The 16,170-nt window shown below is 38.6% G+C and carries 11 protein-coding genes; 6 read left to right on the top strand and 5 right to left on the bottom strand.

Annotated elements, in window-relative coordinates; translation table 11 throughout:
- Positions 1–19: 19 nt before the first annotated feature.
- Positions 20–1,312 carry a glycoside hydrolase family 125 protein gene (locus EKM65_RS01925; protein WP_125604952.1) on the bottom strand — a complete coding sequence of 431 codons (1,293 nt, stop codon included), beginning with the start codon at positions 1,310–1,312 and terminating at the stop codon, positions 20–22.
- 222 nt (positions 1,313–1,534) lie between these two features.
- On the opposite strand from EKM65_RS01925, the gene EKM65_RS01920 reads away from it, so the two are divergent.
- The 4 genes from EKM65_RS01920 (at position 1,535) to EKM65_RS11405 (ending at position 5,923) form a co-directional block, all read left to right on the top strand.
- A complete protein-coding gene (locus EKM65_RS01920) occupies positions 1,535–2,611 on the top strand; it encodes a GntR family transcriptional regulator (RefSeq protein WP_125604950.1) in 1,077 nt (358 codons plus the stop codon).
- Positions 2,612–2,641: 30 nt separating this feature from the next.
- A complete protein-coding gene (locus EKM65_RS01915; protein WP_125604948.1) occupies positions 2,642–4,843 on the top strand; it encodes a GH92 family glycosyl hydrolase in 2,202 nt (733 codons plus the stop codon).
- A gap of 62 nt (positions 4,844–4,905) precedes the next feature.
- On the top strand, positions 4,906–5,574 hold the full coding sequence (locus tag EKM65_RS01910) for an SGNH/GDSL hydrolase family protein (RefSeq protein WP_125604946.1): 669 nt from the start codon (positions 4,906–4,908) through the stop codon (positions 5,572–5,574).
- A 169-nt stretch (positions 5,575–5,743) separates the two neighbouring features.
- Positions 5,744–5,923 carry a hypothetical protein gene (locus EKM65_RS11405; RefSeq protein WP_225420366.1) on the top strand — a complete coding sequence of 60 codons (180 nt, stop codon included), beginning with the start codon at positions 5,744–5,746 and terminating at the stop codon, positions 5,921–5,923.
- An 81-nt stretch (positions 5,924–6,004) separates the two neighbouring features.
- Here EKM65_RS11405 and EKM65_RS01900 read toward each other — a convergent pair whose 3' ends face one another.
- Complete coding sequence (locus tag EKM65_RS01900) at positions 6,005–7,744, bottom strand: glycoside hydrolase family 2 protein (RefSeq protein WP_125604942.1); 1,740 nt, start codon at positions 7,742–7,744, stop codon at positions 6,005–6,007.
- 101 nt (positions 7,745–7,845) lie between these two features.
- Between EKM65_RS01900 and EKM65_RS01895 the strand changes: the two genes are divergently transcribed.
- Positions 7,846–8,661, top strand: a complete 816-nt coding sequence (locus tag EKM65_RS01895; RefSeq protein ID WP_125604940.1) for an AraC family transcriptional regulator — start codon at positions 7,846–7,848, stop codon at positions 8,659–8,661.
- Positions 8,662–8,777: 116 nt separating this feature from the next.
- On the opposite strand, the gene EKM65_RS01890 is transcribed toward EKM65_RS01895, so the two are convergent.
- Complete coding sequence (locus tag EKM65_RS01890) at positions 8,778–11,897, bottom strand: alpha-mannosidase (RefSeq protein ID WP_125604938.1); 3,120 nt, start codon at positions 11,895–11,897, stop codon at positions 8,778–8,780.
- A gap of 176 nt (positions 11,898–12,073) precedes the next feature.
- Between EKM65_RS01890 and EKM65_RS01885 the strand changes: the two genes are divergently transcribed.
- Positions 12,074–13,180 carry a GntR family transcriptional regulator gene (locus tag EKM65_RS01885; RefSeq protein ID WP_164506773.1) on the top strand — a complete coding sequence of 369 codons (1,107 nt, stop codon included), beginning with the start codon at positions 12,074–12,076 and terminating at the stop codon, positions 13,178–13,180.
- A gap of 121 nt (positions 13,181–13,301) precedes the next feature.
- Here the strand turns inward: EKM65_RS01885 and EKM65_RS01880 are convergent, their stop codons facing one another.
- Both EKM65_RS01880 and EKM65_RS01875 read right to left on the bottom strand, forming a co-directional pair.
- Positions 13,302–15,119 (bottom strand): glycoside hydrolase family 2 protein, encoded by a 1,818-nt coding sequence (locus EKM65_RS01880; RefSeq protein ID WP_125604932.1) that lies wholly within the window; start codon positions 15,117–15,119, stop codon positions 13,302–13,304.
- 46 nt (positions 15,120–15,165) lie between these two features.
- Positions 15,166–16,041: a sugar phosphate isomerase/epimerase family protein gene (locus EKM65_RS01875; RefSeq protein ID WP_125604930.1), complete on the bottom strand. Its 876-nt coding sequence runs from the start codon at positions 16,039–16,041 to the stop codon at positions 15,166–15,168.
- Positions 16,042–16,170: the final 129 nt, after the last annotated feature.

Genomic DNA, 16,170 nt, shown 5'->3' with positions numbered 1-16,170 from the left:
CCTTTGGTTTTTACTAAACTTAGTTCTTCACTTTCATACCAAGATAATCAAGCAATAACTCGCAATACATCATATTGGCCCAAGAAAACCATGAACGACTGTAATTAGCTGGATTATTAGCGTCAAAACTTTCATGCATCATGTTGGTACCTGCCGTCGTCTTGGCTAACAATTTTAGTAATCGTAATTTTTCAAGTCGATCTGGTTGCGTCAAACCTTGAACGGAGAGTGCAATTGGCCAAATATAATTCTCCGGTGTATGCGGGCTCCCTATACCTACACCATGCGTTCCTACATAATAAAATGGATTGCTTGAGCTCAGTAAAGTATTACGCGTTGCTAGATAGATTGGATCCGCCATTGTTAAATAATTCAAATACGGTGCACTTAGTAAACTAGGAACATTACTATCATCCATTAACAGTTGATGACCTAGGCCATCAACTTCGTAGGCATAAACCTTCTCACCTTGATCGTTAATCATCGTACCGTATTTTTCAATACCATCGTGAATTTCAGTTGCTAGTTTTTCTGCTTGGCTTGCTAATTGGGGTTCTTCCAAAATTGTTGTCAAAATTTCGGTTAAATAACGCAAAATGACAACCGCAAACATATTGGCTGGTACCAAATAGCCATAATGACAAATATCATCACTAGGCCGGAATCCACACCAACTCATTCCTGTATAGCCAACCGGTTTCCCAATCCCATCATTCTCTAAAATATCTTTAGATCCTTCTACTTTTCGAGCAAATCGATACGACGACTTTTCATGATGATGTTGCTCTGTTTCAATAACATCTAATAACTTCTTAGTCGCACTAATAAACGTTTCGTCAAACTGCTCAGTCAATCCGGTATTTTTATATAGCAGATAGGCAAGTTGAACTGGGTAACATAACGAATCCAATTCGTATTTACGCTCCCAGATCCAAGGCCCCATATCTGTGCAATCAGACTGATGTCCATGACCATTACTCGAAATATTGAAAGCATTCGCGTAAGGATCCAAATTCATATTAAAGAATTGGCGTTTAACTACTTTCAAGATTAGATCAGCAATTCGCGGATCTGATTGAGCCATAATCAAATATGGACGCAATTGTGCAGTAGAATCGCGCTGCCATATTGCAGGAATATCACCAGTCAGTACAAAAACATTTTTATTTTGATCCTCTTCTAAAGTTTCTTCTAACGTATTTGTATACGTAATATCAAAAATCTTTGCTAAGTTTCTATCTTGATCTCCACAAAGTTCGTTAACCCTTTCAACAAATTTGCGAACCGTCGATGTTACATATGATTCTGCCATTCACTTCACCACTTGATATATTATTTTGCAAGCCAAGTATATCATGTAAGCGGATAATTTTCACTTATTTTTTGAAAAAAGAATTGTTTTTACATAAAAATGATATACAATAATAGATATCAAGTTAATGATAACTTTTTATCAATATCATAAATCATCATGTTATTATTTGTCGTGAATTAATGATCTACTTATGGCAGTACCGGTAAAGGAGTCGATAGATTGACCACCAATGCGAATAAATATCTAAAAATCTTTGAAGCACTAGCTAAGCAAATCTGGTCGGGGAAATATGTCGCTAATCAACAACTCCCCTCCGAAAATGAACTTGCCAAAACTTACCACGTTAGTCGCATTACCTCTAAACGTGCGCTTCAAGAATTAGCAAACATTGGCCTAGTGGAGCGACGCCAAGGTAGTGGTACTTTTATTCGAAGTGGATTTAAACGCCACCAACGAACCAACCAAGTTTTACTTGTTATTCCATTTGATGAAGCTGGACTAGGTGATTACCTCACTGGAATAAAGAGTGTCCTAAGGCAGCAGCAGCAAGAATTAACGGTAATTGAAAACAGAAGCTTTTCATTAGACCAAATGAGCAAGATAACCACTCAATATGATGGTGTTATTTTTTATCCTCAAGATTTAGCAAATGAACTCACTAAAATCAATTCTATTTTATTTGAACACTTCCCCTTTGTTCTAATTGATCAGACTGCTCCAGGTTTACCCGTGCCATCAGTGGTTGCTGATAATGTCCAGGGTGGCTATCTAGCCACGAATACATTAGTTCAGATGGGCCATCGCCAAATAGCCTTTCTCTCACAAACTGGATTAACGCGTGCATTAAATTCATCGGTGGCGCAGCGTTACTTTGGCTACCTACAAGCACTAGCAGAACACGATTTAACTGGCGCCACCACTCCGCAAACGGCATATACCTTAACAGAGAATAATTTTACAGCGCTATTACCCTATATTAAGCAGCAGCAACTCAGTGCCATTGTTTGTGAGAACGACACCTTAGCAATACGTTTATTGAAATATTTTAAACAAAACAACTTTCCTATTCCCAATCAGATTTCTATCATTGGCTTTGATAATATTTCTAAGGCGGCTACTAGCAAACCACAGTTGTCAACCATTGCACAAAACTTTACTGATATCGGTAGGCAAGCTGCCCAACTATTACAACAGCGCATTACCAATCCCTATGAACCTAAGATCGAAAAGGCCACTGTGCCAGTAGAATTAGTATCACGTCAATCAGTCAATGTACAATCGTCCCCGCTAAATTAATCAATCTGATTAAAAAGGAGTCATTTATTCATGAATATTAATGATATTGATACCCGTTTAGGAACAAAAAGTGAATTTCGTTTCTCTAACGGTAATACGCTGCCGCTTACTGGAATACCATTTGGCCTGAACTACTTCACCGTACAAAATGATGGTAGTCGTGGTAGCTGGTTCTTCGACCCTGATTCAAGACGCTTTGAAGGATTTAGACTTACGCATCAGCCTAGTCCTTGGATTGGTGATTTTCAGCATTTACAGATTTTACCTATCAACCTTAATCAAAATACTAAAATCAGCGAAACCGCCGGATCTTTTGATAATACAACTGCAATTTTTGCCCCGAATCAATTGCAATTGCATGACTTACGCTATGATATTGAAAGTCAATTAATTCCTTCAACCTATGGCGCCATTCTTACGAGCCACCATGCCGAAAGCAATAATTCAGGCGTGCAGTTTGAATTACCTGGTAAATTCGATTTAGCGCTAACCGAACACGAAATCAGTGGTTGGATTTCTAATTTTAGCGATTGTGAAGATCCTGAATTTAAAATGTATGTTGTCTTTAATTTCTCACAACCACTTAATCTTGCTAAAACTCGGCTTTTGACCGACAAATGTGATGCAGTTGTTTTTGAAGACGTCAAACATATTACCGGTACAGATTTACGTCTCTGCGTTTTCTATGACCAAGCAGATAACACATTGCAATTAGCGAGCTCGTTCATTTCTGTCAGCCAAGCTAAGCTCAACCTGAAACGACAGCTTAACAAAGACGTCGATCAACAATTAAGTGATGCAACAGCGCAATGGCAAAATTACTGCCAAAGAATTGCGGTCAACGATCGGCAGCATCATGCACGGGTTAAGACTTTCTACACGATGTTGTATCGCATGCTCTTATTCCCACAAAAATTCTATGAACTTGATGAAAACCAACAACCAATTCATTACGATACAAAAGCGCGCACTACTAAGTCTGGGTATCTTTATACCAATAACGGCTTCTGGGACACGTACAAGACAGTCTACCCGTTCTTCTCAATCATTGCCCCTGAATTACTACAAGAGATGCTTAAAGGCTTCTTAAACAGTTATCGCGAAAGTGGCTTCTTGCCTAAATGGTTATCCCCCGACGAGCGTGGTATGATGCCTGGTACTTTAATTGATGCAGTAATTGCTGATGCTGCTCGTAAGGATTTAATCGAGTCTAATGAACTCGAAGAATTCTTAACGGCCATGGTCAAGAGTGCGACCGTTCAAAGTGCTGATCCTAAATACGGTCGCCGTGGCACACTAGATTATTTACAGTACGGTTATGTCCCAAATACTCACGACGAAAGTGTCAACAATACATTGGACTATGCCTATAGCGACTATTGTATTTCGGTTGTTGCCGACAAATTAGGACATATTGAAATTGCTGATAAATATCGGCAAAGTGCTTTGAATTACCAGAATATTTTTGATTCAGAAACTGGATTTGTTCGTCCCAAAGATACGAAGGGACACTTTGAAGCAACGTTTTCACCAATCGAATGGGGCCATGGCTACACAGAAGGTAGCGCTTGGCAAAATGGCTTCGCCGTTTATCAAGACATCGCCGGACTAAGCAACTTATATGGCGGCACCAACAACTTTTATCAAAAACTTGTTGAATTAGTTAATACTCCCCCCAAGTTCGACGCCAGTTCTTATGGTTTTGAAATTCACGAGATTTCAGAAATGGTTGCATTAAATTTTGGTCAATTGGCCATGTCCAACCAACCAAGTTTTCATATTCCATATCTGTTCACTTATGCTAAGCATCCCGAAATGACGCAACTATTGGATAAGCAGTTAATGCTCACTGCATTTAATGATGGTCCTACTGGATTACCTGGTGATGAAGATAATGGCTCGATGGCAGGTTGGTATATTTTGTCAGCACTAGGCTTTTACCCTGTCACTCCAGGTAGTGGTGAATATGTTTTAGGCATGCCTCTTTTTGACGAAGTAATCTTACACTTACCTAACGGGAAGACCTTTAAATTACAAACGAAACACAACTTTGATCAAAATCAATTCGTCAAGGCCCGTTGCTTGAACGGTGTAGATTACCATCTGAGCTATGTAACCCAAGAAAAACTGATGGCTGGTGGTCAATTAACAGTTGATCTTAGTTTGGCACCAAATCCGCGAACCTTAAGTAATGCTGAGTTGCCCTATTCCATCAGTCAGTACATCGACTAAACAGTTCGTGCTAGCATGTCTTTTTGTTTTTAAAAATATCTGAATAAACTGGAGGCTTCAGTATGTTATTGTCAAAGAATTCTAAGTTATTGTTCACTGGTGATTCCGTTACCGATTGCGGGCGTGATCGTCATGGTTACCCAGGAACCACCGAATCATTAGGTGCTGGTTATCCCAATCTGATCAGCGCAGCACTGACTGCGATTTATCCCGAATTGACTGTGATGGTACAAAATACTGGTGTGAGTGGCGACACAACCAACCAATTAGTCGATCGCTGGGATAAAGATGTGATTGATTATCATCCTAATTTTACTTCGATTTTAATTGGCGTTAATGATGTCTGGCGCCACTTCGATGCACCGTTTTATCACCCTACTGACTTGGTTTTTTCAGAGCAATATCGGGAGAACTATCAACTGCTCATTGAGAAATCAAAAGCTGATTCAGAAAAAATCTTAATTATTAGTCCCTTTATGTTTGAAGCAAATCATGAAGAACCAATGCGGAAAATGGTCGATCAATATCGCATGATCGCCAAAGACCTGGCTGAAAAAAATGATCTGATCTATGTTGATGTCCAAAGTCGAGTTGATGATTATCTTAAAAATCAGTCAAGCTATATTCTTTCTGTCGATCGGGTTCATCCTAATATTAAGGGACACATGCTCGTTGCTTCGATCATCTTAAATGCACTTGAATTTGATTGGCAGCATCAACTTAACGATTAAATTCGAACACTTTTATCCTTACAACTTGAATGATGACAAGACTGACTTTTAAACTTTACAGAGTGGAGAGATTAAAAAATGGCAACGTCTCAATGGTCTATATCCGTCAACTAATGTTGAATTAATAACTGGTATTCTCCGAAACGAATGGCACTTTGACGGTATGGTAATGACAGACTGGTGGAATCAAGCCGATCAAGTTCAAGAAATCATTGCCGGCAATAATCTTAAAATGCCTGATGGTGATCCAAAACGTGTTTTAGACGCTTGTAAAGAAAATAAAATTGATCGCAATGATCTTATTCGCAACGTTCGTTATGTATTAAAAACTATTTTAAAAGGTGAATAAAGCAGTTAAATCTGCTCATATCTCATCGTTAAAAAAAGAGCTGGGATTCCCAGCTCTTTTAGTTTACCTCATTTTAATTTGCTAACGTCTATCATCTAAATCAGGTGATTCACTTAAAGCAATTTGTTGATTAATCGCTTTAAGCTCTTCAACATTAAACTTCGGCGTGCGATCGTAATAATAGAGACCATTGCGTTCCTGTTCAACATCATATAATTGTGTGTAACAGAAGCCAAACATCCGTGGATGGTTTAATAACACTTCAGTTAAACCGCGATAACGATTCATGAATTCGGCCATAGTTTGTGGCGCCTCACCATAGCCCCAAGCCGTTTCTGACTCGCTATTAGGATCCCATTTAATACCACCATACTCGCTAACACCAAATGGTAATCCACTAGTATACTGTTGGCGAGCATCATGTTCATCTCGGAATTCACCATTTTCATAATGCTCACCAGCATAATGCGTCGCAAATTTCTCTGGATCTTGCTCATAATCATGTAAATCATAAATATCTGTTTGCACATGATAGTTACCACTTGTATCAACACATGGTCGCGTTGGATCTAATTGCTTCGTCACTTGATAGTAATACTTAACGATATCATTGATTTGCGGCCGATCTTTTACATTCCAAGTCTCATTTAACGGACACCAAGTCACAATAGCGGGATGATTAAAATCACGTGCCACGATTTCCTGCCATTCAGGAACAAAATCTAAAATAGATTCATTCGCTGATAAATCGATTCCCCAACTGGCCATTTCGCCCCAAACTAAGTAACCCATTTGATCAGCGTGATACAAGAAACGTGGTTCAAATGCCTTCTGATGCAAGCGTGCACCATTGAAACCACAATCCAAACTAAGTTGAATATCCTTCTGCAAGGCAGCATCTGTTGGTGCAGTGTAAATACCGTCTGGATAGAAGCCTTGATCTAGTACCAAGCGTTCAAATACTGGCTGACCATTTAGTAAGAAACGGTAACCATCCATTTGAATTTCCCGCAAGCCAAAATAACTTGCTACCTTGTCTTCACCATAAGTAAGTTTCACGTCATATAAACGACCAGCACCAACTTTCCAGAGATGCACCTGATCTAATTTAACTTCATGCAATTGGTGATTCGTATCATCTGTAAATATGGCTTGACCACACAATTGGCCTTGATAATAAACTTCAATATTCAGTGATTCATGGCCAACTGTCTCGGTTTCCACAGTAACAAATCCCTGAGTAACGTTAGGATAAAATTTCACCTGATTTAAATGATGTTGTGGCAAAAATTCTAACCAAACAGTCTGCCAAATTCCGGTTGTCCGCGTATAATCACAACCGTGAGAATAATACTCACTACTTTGCTTGCCTTTAGGTTGTCGATACGAGCGAACATCATCTTCGGCGTAAACCGTAACGACATTTTCACCGACAATTAAGTACTGACTGATATCAAAACTAAATGAGGAATAACCGCCTCGATGAGTGCCAACTGACTGACCATTAACATAAACCTCCGATGAATAATCAACTGCACCGAAGTGTATTAATGTCGTATGCGCTAATTCAGCCTGAGAAATTTCAAATGTTTTTTGATACCAAACCGCCGCAATAAAGTCAGTGTAATGAATGCCGCTTAGTTCACTCTCTGGACAAAACGGCACCGTAATTTCTTGACTGAAGTCATGTTTTTGATACCACTTACGAGCACGACCACTTTTACCAAAGTCGAACTCAAACTGCCATTGACCATTAAGATTACGCCAATTTTGTCGTTGAAATTGTGGTTGCGGATGTTCTGGACGTGGAATTATTGTCATGTTATGATCCTCCATTGACTATTAGAATTAATACGTTTAGTATACAATCAGCAATGAAATAATTCGTACGAGAAAACGCCATCAACGTGAGGAATACATGCATGATGAAAGAATATTTACTTAGCTTTTTACCAACACAATTTACTACACCTGATATTTTTCGAGTCGAACTAGCTGGCATTACCTTTCCCTATGCTAGTTATCAAGTTAACCGACCGCAATCACAAATCTATTGTTTTGAATATGTCATTTCTGGTCAAGGCACCATTATTATTGATCAAATGCAACAGACTGTTCATACTGGTGATTGTTATTTATTGCCGGCCGGTCATGATCATCATTATTGGTCGGACAAGAAGGATCCCTTACATAAAATTTGGATTAATGTTGCCGGTACACTCTGCGCACAATTATTGCAAGTCTACCATTTACAGCAGCAATTTATTTTTAAGCAGACCGATACTTTTTCATTATTCAATGATCTGTTACAAATGCTAGAGCAGCGAAACTTAAGCAATCAACAACGCTCAAACAGAAGTGCCCTACTCTTTCATCAGCTACTAATTGCTTTGCAACCTGCTCTTCAGAAACAATCGGTGTTACTTCCAGAAACGCTAATTAAAGCACAGGCAATTTTTGACAACCATTTAAACCAAGCTCTATCTATTCAGGAAGTTGCAAATACCGTTAATCTTTCCGCTTCGCAGCTAACTCGTCAATTTAAAACCTACCTCAATCAAACGCCTTACGATTATTACCTAAGTCAAAAAATCGAACTAGCAAAGTTGTTATTACGTAACACTAATCTGAGCAGTCAGTCGATTGCCATACAATTAAATTTTGCCGACGAACATTATTTTTCAAATTTATTTAAACAAAAAATTGGTATTGCACCGAGTATTTGGCGGAAAAGTTAGCATTAAAAAAGGTAACGCATTTGGTCGTTAGACTAACTGGGTTACCTTTTTGCTTGCCATGCTCGGTAGCACGACATCAACACTATTTAAGATTAGGTTTAAGTTACGCTATTGTATTACCGCGTAAACGCCAATGTTACAACTTGATACGGTCGAACATTAATTTGATAGTCGGTCGCTTTAGCTAGCGATTCAACTTCGGTAACTTCATCGAGTCGAACTTCAGCGACACTTTGATAAGCAAAATTAGGTTTAACTGTCACTACCCCATTTTGGCCTGTGTATTCGTGGAAACGAAGAATGACAGACTTCTGATCCTCACTGAGCTTGATTGCATCAATATCGACAACATTCGCTGCTTGAAAATCAAAGAGTGCGGTCAAATCTTGGGCAATTTTGCCAGCAGTGACAATCAACGGATTATTCATCTCTTGAGCAACCTGTTCAACGTGACCAGTGACAAAATCACCTTCATGTGGCAATAAGCTATACGTGAAGCTATGGTGGCCTTGATCGGCTTCAGTATCAGGATTGATTCCAGATTTAATCAAGGACAGGGACATCACATTTTCTTTAACTGAGTAGCCATATTTACTGTCGTTTAACAAGGCCACACCATAATCGCGTTGTGACAAATCAGCCCACTTGTGTGCAACTGTTTCAAATTTGGCTTCATCCCATGACGTATTCGAATTAGTTGGTCGCTTAACGTTACCATACTGAACATCAAAAGTTGCTTCGTTGGCCAAGACCGACATGTCAAACGCCGTTCGTAGTAATTGTTGATGTTCATGCCAATCAACTTCAGTCACAAAATCGATCTTCGGTGAGTGTGCATCAATCGTTAATGTTTGTTTAATAGTTGACGCTAAATACTGATATTGAAAAACAACTTTAATTTGCAGTGCTGTTGCTTGTGTAATCGTAATATTGCTAGCTGCTAAAACTGTTTGTTTCTCAGTATAATCTTCGTCAATATTCCAGTTATCATACTCTACCGGTCGATCTTCATAAACAGATAGCACATTACCTAAGTCGGCTTTAGCTAATACTTGACGTTGATGAACCTTATCAAAAACTTCTGTTAATTGACCGGCATCATTCCACTTAATGCGATAGCGGTTATTTTCGATGTGATCATCCTGATGCGCTTCTGTAGAAGTTACTTCCTCATGCTCACTAGGCACGAAACATAATTGGTACGCTTGTAAAGCAGGTACAGTAACTAAAATGTCGTAACCAGTCGCAGTTCTTTCAGTAACTAAGGCTATCCCTTCAGCATCCACATATTGACCAGTATTTGTATTGTCGATGTGTACTAATTGGGTTGTGGACCAAGCATTATAATTACGGACGATTTGATACTGGGGATCAATCGTTAATTGCTTAATATCTAGCTTGGCGTTTAATTGGGCAATTTCGGTGAAGCCATCCTGATATTCTTTCTGATTGTCTTGATAGACCTCATGAATTGCAGACCCCGGCAAAATATCGTGGAATTGATTGCGGAGCACCATTTCCCAAAGTTCATTGATTTGTTCTTGCGGATAGTCGATGCCTTGTTCAAGCAGCGCCTGTGTATAACGCATTTCCAAATTACGCAGTTGGAACTCAAGCTCACGGTTTTGCTTCTTGACCCGTGCTTGGGAGGTGTAAGTACCACGGTGGAATTCTAGATAAAGTTCGCCATTCCAAGTTGGAATTGGTAATTCACTGTCTTTCAGGTTCTGACGCAGTTGGACGAAGTAATCATCAACCCGGGTATTTTTGATGGTCGGCAAGCCTGGCAATTCATTGATCATCTCAATATTCTCAATCATTTCACGTTGTGGACCGCCACCACCGTCACCAAAGCCATAGGATAAGAGTAAATCATTATTTAACGCCTTATCAGCATAAACATGATAGGTTCCCATGACTGTATGCGGTGTGATCAGGCCATTATATGTGTACATCCAATTATTAAGATCGTGAAAATCACTTTCGCTTTCAGTAGTGGTTACAAAATGGGTCAGTACCTTGCTACCATCAATCCCTTCCCAAACAAAAGTATCATGAGGCATCCGATTAGTATCATTCCAACTTATCTTAGTCGTCATGAAATTCTCAACGCCAAAACCTTTCATAATTTGCGGTAAAGCCCACGAATATCCAAAGACATCTGGCAACCATAAAACCGTTTGTTTAGCCCCAAATTCCTTAGCAAAATATTGGGATCCATATAGGAATTGGCGTGTGAAAGATTCACCTGACGGAATATTGGCATCTAGTTCCAACCAAGTCCCCCCGTCTGCCTCCCAACGTCCCTCTGCCACACGTTTCTTTATTTGTGTATAAAGTTCAGGGTGATCTTGCTTAATAAACTGATAGACTTGTGGCGTGCTGTGAAAGAATTTATATTCCGGATATTCCTTCATCAATTCTAATACGGTTGAAAACGAACGGGCCGTTTTTTCACGAGTATGTCGTAATCGCCAAAGCCAAGCAACATCAATATGAGTATGGCCAATTGCCGCAATATTGAAGCCCTTCTTCTCGTTAGCATGCTCTGAAATAAAGGCCTTAATGTCAAGCATTACTTTGTGACAAACTCCTGTAATTTCATCATAAGATTGACTACCCCAGAATAATTGGCATAAACTATGGTTCAATAATTTTTGATAGTCATATAATAATGGTTCATCCTCACTTAATTCAGTCATTGTTTCATTGATTAATTTCAAGTAGCGGTAGGTGTCACGAATCGTCTCGTTCAAAATACCGGCACTTACTGTTTTTAACGTATAGTGTTGTATTTGTTGCGGGCCACCACCTTCAAGACCTGTCCACATCATAATTTGAACTTTAATGGTTTTATTTTGATCTGATTGATCCAAGTATAAATCTTGATGATTGCTATCAACAGCTTGCCGCGTTTCTCCATCTAAATAAACCAAGCCTTCAAAGCCGGAATTATTACCACCACCAGTGCGACCCAAATTAAGATGCAAGACATATCTCTGTTCAGGTTGCAGCGCAGGCACAGTCAGCTGAAATTGTAACCAATAATATTGATCGCGGCCTTCCCAAGCATCGCCAATAGCAATAGCTTGCCAATCCACATTCGCGTTGGGCACAGTCAAACGTGATTCCCGAGTATCATGCCACAACTGCAAACCAGGAACAGTTTCAAAATTCGCATAAACATAACCCTTAAGGTAATTAAGTTGCTGTTTAACTTTTTGTGTTGAAAACATAAGAACCTCCAAAATTAAAAGATATATTCATATACTATTTAATGACAGAGTAAATATAGCATCAGACACCGGTTATGTAAATGCTTACAACGAATATACTTGCCAATTTGACATTGTATTTTTTATTTAATATATTAAATGTGTCTTACAACAGATTAGCTAGAGGAGGGAAGCTCATGGCAAAAACACCATTATATTATTCAATATATAAAACTTTAGTGTTAGATATCCAATCAGGTAAATATCCAATTGGCACTAATCTACCAACTGATAAAAATCTAGTAGAACTGTTTAATGTCAGTCAAATAACAATTAAAAAAGCAATGGATCTACTTTCTCAAAATGGTTATATATCAAGAAAACCTCGAAAAGGAACTACGGTTATAAGCGAGAATCCAATTACACCATCAACAATAAATAACTCTCATATTCTGTTTGGCCTTATTTTGCCTAGTTTTTCCGATGCATTCGGTTCTGTTATCATCAAAAGAATACTCACAACGACTACTGATAGGGTAAACTTTATTGTAAAAATTAGTTCGGGACGTCCAGAACTTGAAGACCAGGCACTTTCTGAACTAGAAGGTTCTGGTGCTCAAGGTATTATTTTATTGCCTATTTCTTCAAAATATGCTTCCACTAAATTATTAGAATTAGTTACTAAGAATTTTCCTATTGTTATTATTGATCGATCTATGGCTGATCTTCCTATTTCAAGTATTAAAACAAACAATTCAGATGCGGCCAAATTTGCAACTAACTATTTAATAACTAAAGGCCACACAAAAATTGGTTTAATTGCTTCAGATAATCAAGTTACAGCAATTGACGAACGGATTTCCGGGTTTGTCGCAGCACATACCGAAAACGCTATTACACTATCTCGGCAACAAATTATGACAACGATCGATTCAGTTGTTCCCAGCTCTACGCAATCGCCAGCGAATGACATTAATCAGATCATCAATTTTTTCATTAACAATTCTGACCTAACAGCAGTTATCGCTTCGGAATATAATATTGCATTGTTAATTCAGCAATCTTTAAAGATACTACACAAAAGAATCCCAGAGGATATTTCTATTATTTGTTTTGATGAATCAGCTAACAGTTCCTTTATTCCTAATTCGTTTATGTTCACTCATATTGAACAAAACGAAAAAGAAATGGGTGAAATTGCGGTAGATCTTCTATTAAAAGAGCATGCTGACCATCACTTTTTCAAGAAGATTAACCTAGCTGCGAAATTTATTGAGGGAAATACCGTAGCAGACCGTTCTTGATAATCATTTATTACTAGACTAATCATTCTTCATAGACAATAAAATTCCAGATAGAAATGCCTGAATCAACATCTCTATCTGGAATTAATTTAACGAATCATCAACCACTATCACAGGTATTTCATTCAATATTTGTCAGTCGCGCACTACTTGGCATTGAAAAGATCTTATTGATTTCCTTTAAATCTGCTTTTGGCTCCCGGGAATATGTTAACAAACCATTTACTTCTTGTTCGACGTCAGTTAGCTGCGTATAACAATAACCCCAGAGACCCTTTGATTTGGCAACTGCTTTTAAAATCCGCTGTAATTCGGATAAATATTCTTGTGCATTATTCGCTGTTGTATAACCCCAACCATCTTCTCTACTGGAATCAAAGCCAATGCCGCCAAACTCGCTTAAAACAATAGGCTGTCCTTGATAACTGAAACCTTTAGCAAAGATATCCCACGAACCTGGTGCGTGTGAAATAAGGGCCTCTCTGGTGCTCAGTGTCTCAACGTAATCTTGATATTCTCGTGATTCCTTATTAACACCATGACTGTAATTATGAATCGCAACTACATCCGTTGTTGTAATATCCCAGCCATCATTGGACTGAACTAAACGTGTTGTGTCCAACGCGTGAACCATATGATACAAAGATTCAGAAAAATGTTGTTGTTGCTGAGAATTATGAATTTGATCAACACCCCAGCTCTCATTTAGTGGCACCCACATGATAATCGAAGGATGATTATAATCGCGCTCAATTGCTTCTTTCCAAGCATCAATTAACCTTGATGCAGACTTTTCTGAGTAGTAGGGAACTGATGCAACTTCTTCCCATACCAGATAGCCTAATTTATCTGCCCAATATAAGAAACGTGGATCTTCAATCTTCTGATGTTTACGGCAACCATTGAAGCCCATTTCTTTGGATAGTTCAATGTCTAACTTCAATGCGTCATCTGTTGGTGCAGTGAGTAAACCCTCTGACCAATAACCTTGATCCAGAACTAGCCGTTGATAATACGGTCGATTATTGAGCATAATCATACCATTTTCAGTGCTCACTTTACGCAATCCGAAATAAGTGTCAACATGATCGACACATTGATCATCTTCAGTAATTAATTCAAACTCAACATCAAATAAATTAGGATTTTCCGGCGTCCAGGTCCAGCCAGCATGATGGAATCCTGTTCGAAAAATATGTTGTTGAATAAGCTCAACTGAACGAATGATATTGGTTGTTTGAATAACAATCTGATCATCTGCAACCACTTCACCAGCAAAAGTAATCTTGTAATGAAGGCGGCTTCCAAGCGCTTGGTTCGATAATTGCGCGTTGATTTGTACTGACGTATGGTCTAAGTCCGGTGTCAGCTTAATATCACGGATATGTTTGACGTTAACAGTTTCCAGCCAAACAGTTTGCCAAATACCAGTTGAATTGGTGTACCAAATTCCTTCAGACTTGCCAGTCCAAGATTGTTTGCCGCGAGGAATCGTTTCATCAAATGTTAAATCTGCAGCACGAACAGTTACCTGCTGCGTTTGATTTTGAGTTAAAGCATCAGTCACATCAAAGGCAAAGGACCCATCGCCACCTTCATGATGACCAATATATTCGCCATTGACATAAACATCTGCAAAATAATCAACTGCACCAAAATGCAAGATCAGCCGTTCATCAGTCGCCAATGTTCCAGCCTCAAACTCCCGTTCGTACCAAACAGTGTCGTGTTGTGATTGATCATTAACGCCACTAGCCGGTGCTTGATAGACGAAAGGAACAGTTATTTTTCGTGGATCAGGTAACGTCTTACTCTGCCACTTCTCTTTTCGTCCCACATCAGAATCATCAAATTTGAAACGCCATTGACCATTTAAATTTTTCCAAACGCCCTCACGCTTAAATTGCGGTTGGGGATATTCTGCTCGCGATAAATCCATTTATTTTCCTCTTTAACAAAAATTTGAATTATTTACCTGATAACGTTTATTTCCAGTCTTGACCCAAATCAGCAACTAATATTTGTTTGAGAGAATTAGCTGCAATATCAAATAACCGTTCACCATCAGTCGATTTCTTGGTTATCTCATGTTGCTTTTCTAATTTTTCGAAGCCGACAAAGTTTGACAGATGTGGTTCAATTGATAAAAATCCGCTGTAATTTGTTTCAACCAATTGCTGTAAAATTAACGCAACTTGCCCATCACCTAAACCTGCAGGGTAGACTTCATGATCAGCATATTTGGCATCTTTGATATGCATGTAAACAATTTTATCTTTCAATAAGTTATATGCATATGGGTATGTTTCAACCTCGCATTGAACGAAGTTTGCCGGATCAAAGGCTGTTTTAACCTGCTCACTATCTAATGCTTGTAGTAGTTTTAAGCAGCGCTCTGGTGTATCACCATAAATTTCTTTTTCATTCTCATGCAATAGCGTAATTTCAGGATAATCCTTCGCAACCTCTAAAAATTGTTGCCAACGATTAATGACTTCGTCGGTATATTGATCAGGATCTTCACCTTTGGGGATAAAGAAACTGAACATCCGTACATATGGCGCCTTAAAAATACGAGCAATCTTCAGAACGTGTTTGAATTTATCTAAATGATCAGAAAAATCGTCATTAATTCCAATCTTACCAATTGGTGAACCAATCGATGAAATACTCATATCATTAGCACTGATGATTTGTTGATAATTATTTGCTTCTTCAACCGTAAAATCACTGACGTTTTTCCCATCAATCCCCCGTAATTCGATGTGGCTAATACCATTAGCCTTTAACGATTTAATTTGCGTCATTAAATCTGGCGAAATTTCATCTGCAAAGGCCGAAATTGTAAAATCAGCAGTCATTTTATAAAACCCTCTCTCTATCTCACTTCTAAATGTTAGTTTTTTAGTAAAACCAACCGAAAAACTTTTGATGTTCATGGCGGTGTCCTTTCAACCGCTACTCCGCAGTCAAGGTGAAATGCGCCTAGT

The sequence above is a fragment of the Lapidilactobacillus bayanensis genome (genome assembly GCF_003946695.1).
GTDB classification, from domain to species: domain Bacteria; phylum Bacillota; class Bacilli; order Lactobacillales; family Lactobacillaceae; genus Lapidilactobacillus; species Lapidilactobacillus bayanensis.
Note: the sequence above shows the minus strand (reverse complement) of the source record. Positions and strands in the feature narration are given on the sequence as shown.

Excerpts from the sequence above, each read along its gene's own strand:
- EKM65_RS01925 (WP_125604952.1), bottom strand. The coding sequence starts at position 1,312 with ATGGCAGAATCATATGTAACATCGACGGTTCGCAAATTTGTTGAAAGG.
- EKM65_RS01915 (WP_125604948.1), top strand. The coding sequence starts at position 2,642 with ATGAATATTAATGATATTGATACCCGTTTAGGAACAAAAAGTGAATTT.
- EKM65_RS01910 (WP_125604946.1), top strand. The coding sequence starts at position 4,906 with ATGTTATTGTCAAAGAATTCTAAGTTATTGTTCACTGGTGATTCCGTT.
- EKM65_RS11405 (WP_225420366.1), top strand. The coding sequence starts at position 5,744 with ATGACAGACTGGTGGAATCAAGCCGATCAAGTTCAAGAAATCATTGCC.
- EKM65_RS01900 (WP_125604942.1), bottom strand. The coding sequence starts at position 7,744 with ATGACAATAATTCCACGTCCAGAACATCCGCAACCACAATTTCAACGA.
- EKM65_RS01895 (WP_125604940.1), top strand. The coding sequence starts at position 7,846 with ATGATGAAAGAATATTTACTTAGCTTTTTACCAACACAATTTACTACA.
- EKM65_RS01890 (WP_125604938.1), bottom strand. The coding sequence starts at position 11,897 with ATGTTTTCAACACAAAAAGTTAAACAGCAACTTAATTACCTTAAGGGT.
- EKM65_RS01885 (WP_164506773.1), top strand. The coding sequence starts at position 12,074 with ATGGCAAAAACACCATTATATTATTCAATATATAAAACTTTAGTGTTA.
- EKM65_RS01880 (WP_125604932.1), bottom strand. The coding sequence starts at position 15,119 with ATGGATTTATCGCGAGCAGAATATCCCCAACCGCAATTTAAGCGTGAG.
- EKM65_RS01875 (WP_125604930.1), bottom strand. The coding sequence starts at position 16,041 with ATGACTGCTGATTTTACAATTTCGGCCTTTGCAGATGAAATTTCGCCA.